Annotated in this window: 1 protein-coding gene; it reads right to left on the minus strand. The window is 76.2% G+C overall.

What is annotated here, in order from left to right; genetic code table 11:
• Nucleotides 1-4,419 (minus strand): amino acid adenylation domain-containing protein (locus VE614_RS02870; RefSeq protein ID WP_324931396.1); only part of this gene is annotated, 4,419 nt, incomplete at both ends.

Raw genomic sequence — 4,419 nt, forward strand, 5'->3', positions numbered from 1 at the left:
GAGTGACCGCTCCGGGTTGAGGACCTCGACCAGCCGCTCGAACGGCACGTCCTGGTGGGCGTAGGCGGCCAGGTCCGTCTCGCGCACCCGCTCCAGCAGCGTCGCGAAGTCCGGGTCCCCGGAGGTGTCCGTGCGCAGCACGAGCGTGTTGACGAAGAACCCGACCAGGTCCTCCAGGGCCACGTCCGTACGGCCGGCGACGGGCGCGCCGATCGGGATGTCGGTGCCCGCGCCCAGCCGGGTCAGCAGCGCCCCCAGGCCCGCGTGCAGCGCCATGAACAGCGTCGCCTCACGGTCACGGGCCAGTTCGGTGAGCCGGCGGTGGGTCTCGGCGCCGACGGAGAACGCGACCCGCGCGCCCCGGTGGTCCGGCACCGGCGGCCGGGGCCGGTCCAGCGGCAGCGGCAGCTCCTCGGGCACCCCTTCGAGGGTGCGGCGCCAGAAGGCGATCTGCCGGGCGGCCGCGCTGCCTTCGTCGGACTCGTCGCCGAGCAGCTCCCGCTGCCACAGCGTGTAGTCGGCGTACTGCACGGGCAGCGGCGCCCAGTCGGGGGCGTGCCGCTCGCGCCGAGCGGCATAGGCGGTGGCGAGGTCGCGGGCCAGCGGCGCGAGCGACCAGCCGTCGCCGGCCACGTGGTGGAGCAGCAGGAGCAGCACGTGCTCCTCGCGGCCGAGCCGGAACAGCGTGGCGCGCAGCGGCGGTTCCGCGCTCAGGTCGAAGGCGTGGCCGGCGGCCCGGACCAGGTCGTCGGCGAGCCGCGCCTCGCTGCTGTCGGCGGTCTCGAAGCGGGCGGGGCCGGCGGCGAGCACCTCCTGCCGGGCGGTTCCGCCGTCCTCGGCGAACACCGTGCGCAGCGTCTCGTGCCGGGCCACGACGTCGTCGAGCGCGGCGGCCAGCGCGGCGGTGTCCAGCCGGCCGCGCAGCCGCAGCGCGAGCGGGAAGTTGTAGACGGCGCTGGAACCGTCCAGCCGGGCCAGGAACCACAGGCGCTGCTGGGCGAAGGACAGCGGTACGGCGTCCGGGCGCGGGTACGGGGTGAGCCGCGGCCGGTCACCGGCGGCGCTCTCGATCAGCCGGGCCAGCTCCGCGACCGTCGGCGCCTCGAAGAGGTGCCGTACCTCCAGGTCGGCGGCGAAGACCTCGCGGATCCGGCTGATGAGCCGGACGGCGAGCAGCGAGTGTCCGCCGAGCGCGAAGAAGCTGTCGTCGATGCCGACCCCGGGCAGTCCCAGGACCTCCGCGAACAGCCCGCACAGCAGTTCCTCGCGCGGGGTGCGCGGGGGTCGCCCGCCGCCCTGGGACAGGTACTCGGGCGCGGGCAGCGCCGCGCGGTCCAGCTTGCCGTTCGGGGTCAGCGGGAAGGCGTCGAGGGGCACGATGGCCGCCGGGACCAGGTGCGCGGGCAGTTTCCGCCGCAGGTGGTCGGCGAGCCGCACCACGAGCGCCGCGGGGTCGGCGAAGCGGGCCGGATCGTTCGCCAGGGGCGCCCGCGCCGGTCCGGGCTCGTACAGCTCGCCGCACCGCGGGGGCCGCTCGGGGTCGGTGAACACGACGTCCAGCTCACCGTCGCGGCCGTCCCCGGACCAGGTCAGCTCGGCGCTGCGGCCCAGCCGGCGGGCGAGGGCGGCGAACTCCTCCGGGTGCGGGGCGGCCCCCACGCCGTCGCCGTCCGCGGCCAGCGCCAGGGCGGCGGCGGTCGCGTCCCCCGCGGCGAGCAGGTCGCGGGCCGTGATCTCGGCGGCGAGCCGTGCGTTGGGCACCCCGGTGACCCGGACCGGGGCGGGCCCCGCCTGGGCGAGTGCGGCGGCCAGCGCGTCCGGGCCGGACACGTCGTGCCCCCAGCGCAACCGGAGCGTGTCCCGCCCGGGGCGCTCCGGGGCGGCGGGCAGGGTGCTCAGGACGGCGTCGTAGCGGTGAGCGGTCAGTTCGTTCTGCGACGTGCCCCGCTTGAGCCACACGTCGGCGCGCCCGAACGCGGGCAGGGCCGCCGGGAGGGTGGCGAAGAAGTCGGGGTCGACGAGGAGTTCCTCCTCGGTGCGCACGGCGAGGTCGATCCGGCGGCGCAGCTCGGCCGCGTCCGCCGAGCCCGCGCGCCGGAGTTCCACCGCGGCGCGCAGCGCGGGCAGTGTCCGCAGGTTGCGCACGTCGCCGAGGAACACCGAACCGCCGGGCCGCAGCAGCCGGGCGAGGGCGCCCAGGACGTCCAGGAGGTAGCCGGAGCCGGGGAAGTACTGGACGACGGAGTTGAGCACGATCGTGTCGAAGTACCCCTCGGGCAGCCCGGTGACGTCGTGGGCGGGCTGGGCGCGCAGGGTGACCCGGTCGGCGAACGGCTGCCCGGCGAGCCGCTCGCGCAGGCGCTCCACGGCCGACTCGGACAGGTCGGTGCCCCAGTACTCCGCGCAGTGGGGGGCGACCTTCGCCAGGATCAGGCCGGAGCCGACACCGATCTCCAGCACCCGCTCGGGCGACAGGCCGCGGATGCGGTCGACGGCGGCGGCGCGCCACTGCCGCATGTGCTCCAGCGGGATCGGCGCACCGTCGTAGCTGCTGTTCCAGCCCGCGAAGTCCTCGCCGAGCGCGGCCCCTCCGTCCGTGCCGTACTGCGCCTCGAAGGCGGCGTGCCACTGGTCGACCTGCGCGGTCCCGGCGGCGGGGTCGGCCACCGCGCCGTCGCGGTCCTCGACCACGTAGGCGACGAGCCGGTCCCCGGCGGCGACGACGGCCGCGCCGGCCACCGCCGGGTGCTCGGTGAGCGCGGCCTCGACCTCGCCCGGCTCGATACGGAAGCCGCGGACCTTGACCTGGTGGTCCGCGCGCCCGGCGAACTCGAGTGTGCCGTCGGTGCGGCGGCGCGCCAGGTCGCCCGTGCGGTACATGCGGGAGCCGGGGGCGCCGAAGGGGTCGGCGACGAAGCGTTCGGCGGTCAGCGCCGGCCGGTTCAGGTAGCCGCGGGCGAGTCCGGCACCGGCGAGGTACAGCTCGCCGACGACGCCGTGCGGCACGGGCCGCAGGTACTCGTCGAGCACGTAGACCCGGGCGTCGACGACCGGAGTGCCCAGCGGGGGCACACCGGCGCCGGACAGCGGGGCGCTCATCGTGGCGCACACGGTCGTCTCGGTCGGCCCGTAGGCGTTGATCATGCGGCGTCCGGTGGACCAGCGCCCGGCCAGATCCGGCGGGCAGGCCTCACCGGCGACGACGAGCGTGACCCCGGGCAGCGCGTCCTCGGGGAGTACCGCGAGCGCGGACGGGGGCAGCGTCACATGGGTGACCCCGTGCTCGGCGACGACGGAGGCCAGGGCGGCGCCCGGCAGCAGCCGGTCGGCCGGCGCCAGCACCAGGGTGGCGCCGGAGAGCAGGCCCATGCAGATCTCCCAAAAGGCCGCGTCGAAGCTGGGCGAGGCGAACTGGAGGACGCGGCTGCCCGGTCCCACGCCCAGCCGTTCCCGCTGGGCGGTCAGCAGGCTGTGCACGCCCCGGTGGGAGGCGACGACGCCCTTGGGCCGGCCGGTGGAACCGGAGGTGTAGATGAGGTAGGCGGGCGCGTCCGGGTGCGGGCGCACCCCGGGGTCGGTGCCGGGCTGCCCGGTCAGGTCGGGCAGCTCGTCGAGCACGCACTGCGGGCGGGCGTCCTCGAGCATGTACGCGATGCGCTCGGCCGGGTAGTCGGGGTCGACGGGCAGGTAGGCGGCGCCCGCCTTCCAGATGCCGAGCACCGCGGTCACCAGCTCGGGCGAGCGCTTCATGCGGACGGCGACGACGGACTCCGGGCCGACCCCGGCCGCGCGCAGCCAGTGCGCGAGCCGGTCGGCCCGCCCGGCGAGCTGCCCGTAGGTGACGACCTGGTTCTCGTGGACGAGGGCGACGGCGTCCGGGTCCCGGCGGGCCGCCGCGGTGAACAGGGTGACCGTGTCCAGGGGAGGCAGGTCGCGGCGGCTGTCGTTGTAGCCGTCGAGCAGCTGGTGCCGCTCCGCCGGGCCGACGAGGTCCAGCCTGCTCAGCGGGGTGCCGGGGGCGGCGGTGGCGGCGTCGAGGAGCCGGACCAGGCGGGTGACGACCGCCTCCACGGTGGCCGGGTCGAACAGGTCGGTGCTGTACTCGACGACGCCCGTGATGCCGTGCGGCTGCCGGTCGCCGTCGCGCAGCTCCCGCAGCGCGAACGACAGGTCGAACTTGGCGACCCCGGCGCCCGGCGCGACGACCTCGGCGCGGACGCCGGGCAGGCCGATCACGGACCGCTCCATGTTCTGCAGGGCGAGCAGCACCTGGAACATGGGCTGGCGGGCGAGTGACCGCTCCGGGTTGAGGACCTCGACCAGCCGCTCGAACGGCACGTCCTGGTGGGCGTAGGCGGCCAGGTCCGTCTCGCGCACCCGCTCCAGCAGCGTCGCGAAGTCCGGGTCCCCGGAGGTGTC

This window comes from Streptomyces sp. (assembly GCF_035645055.1).
In the GTDB taxonomy this organism is placed as follows: Bacteria; Actinomycetota; Actinomycetes; order Streptomycetales; family Streptomycetaceae; genus Streptomyces.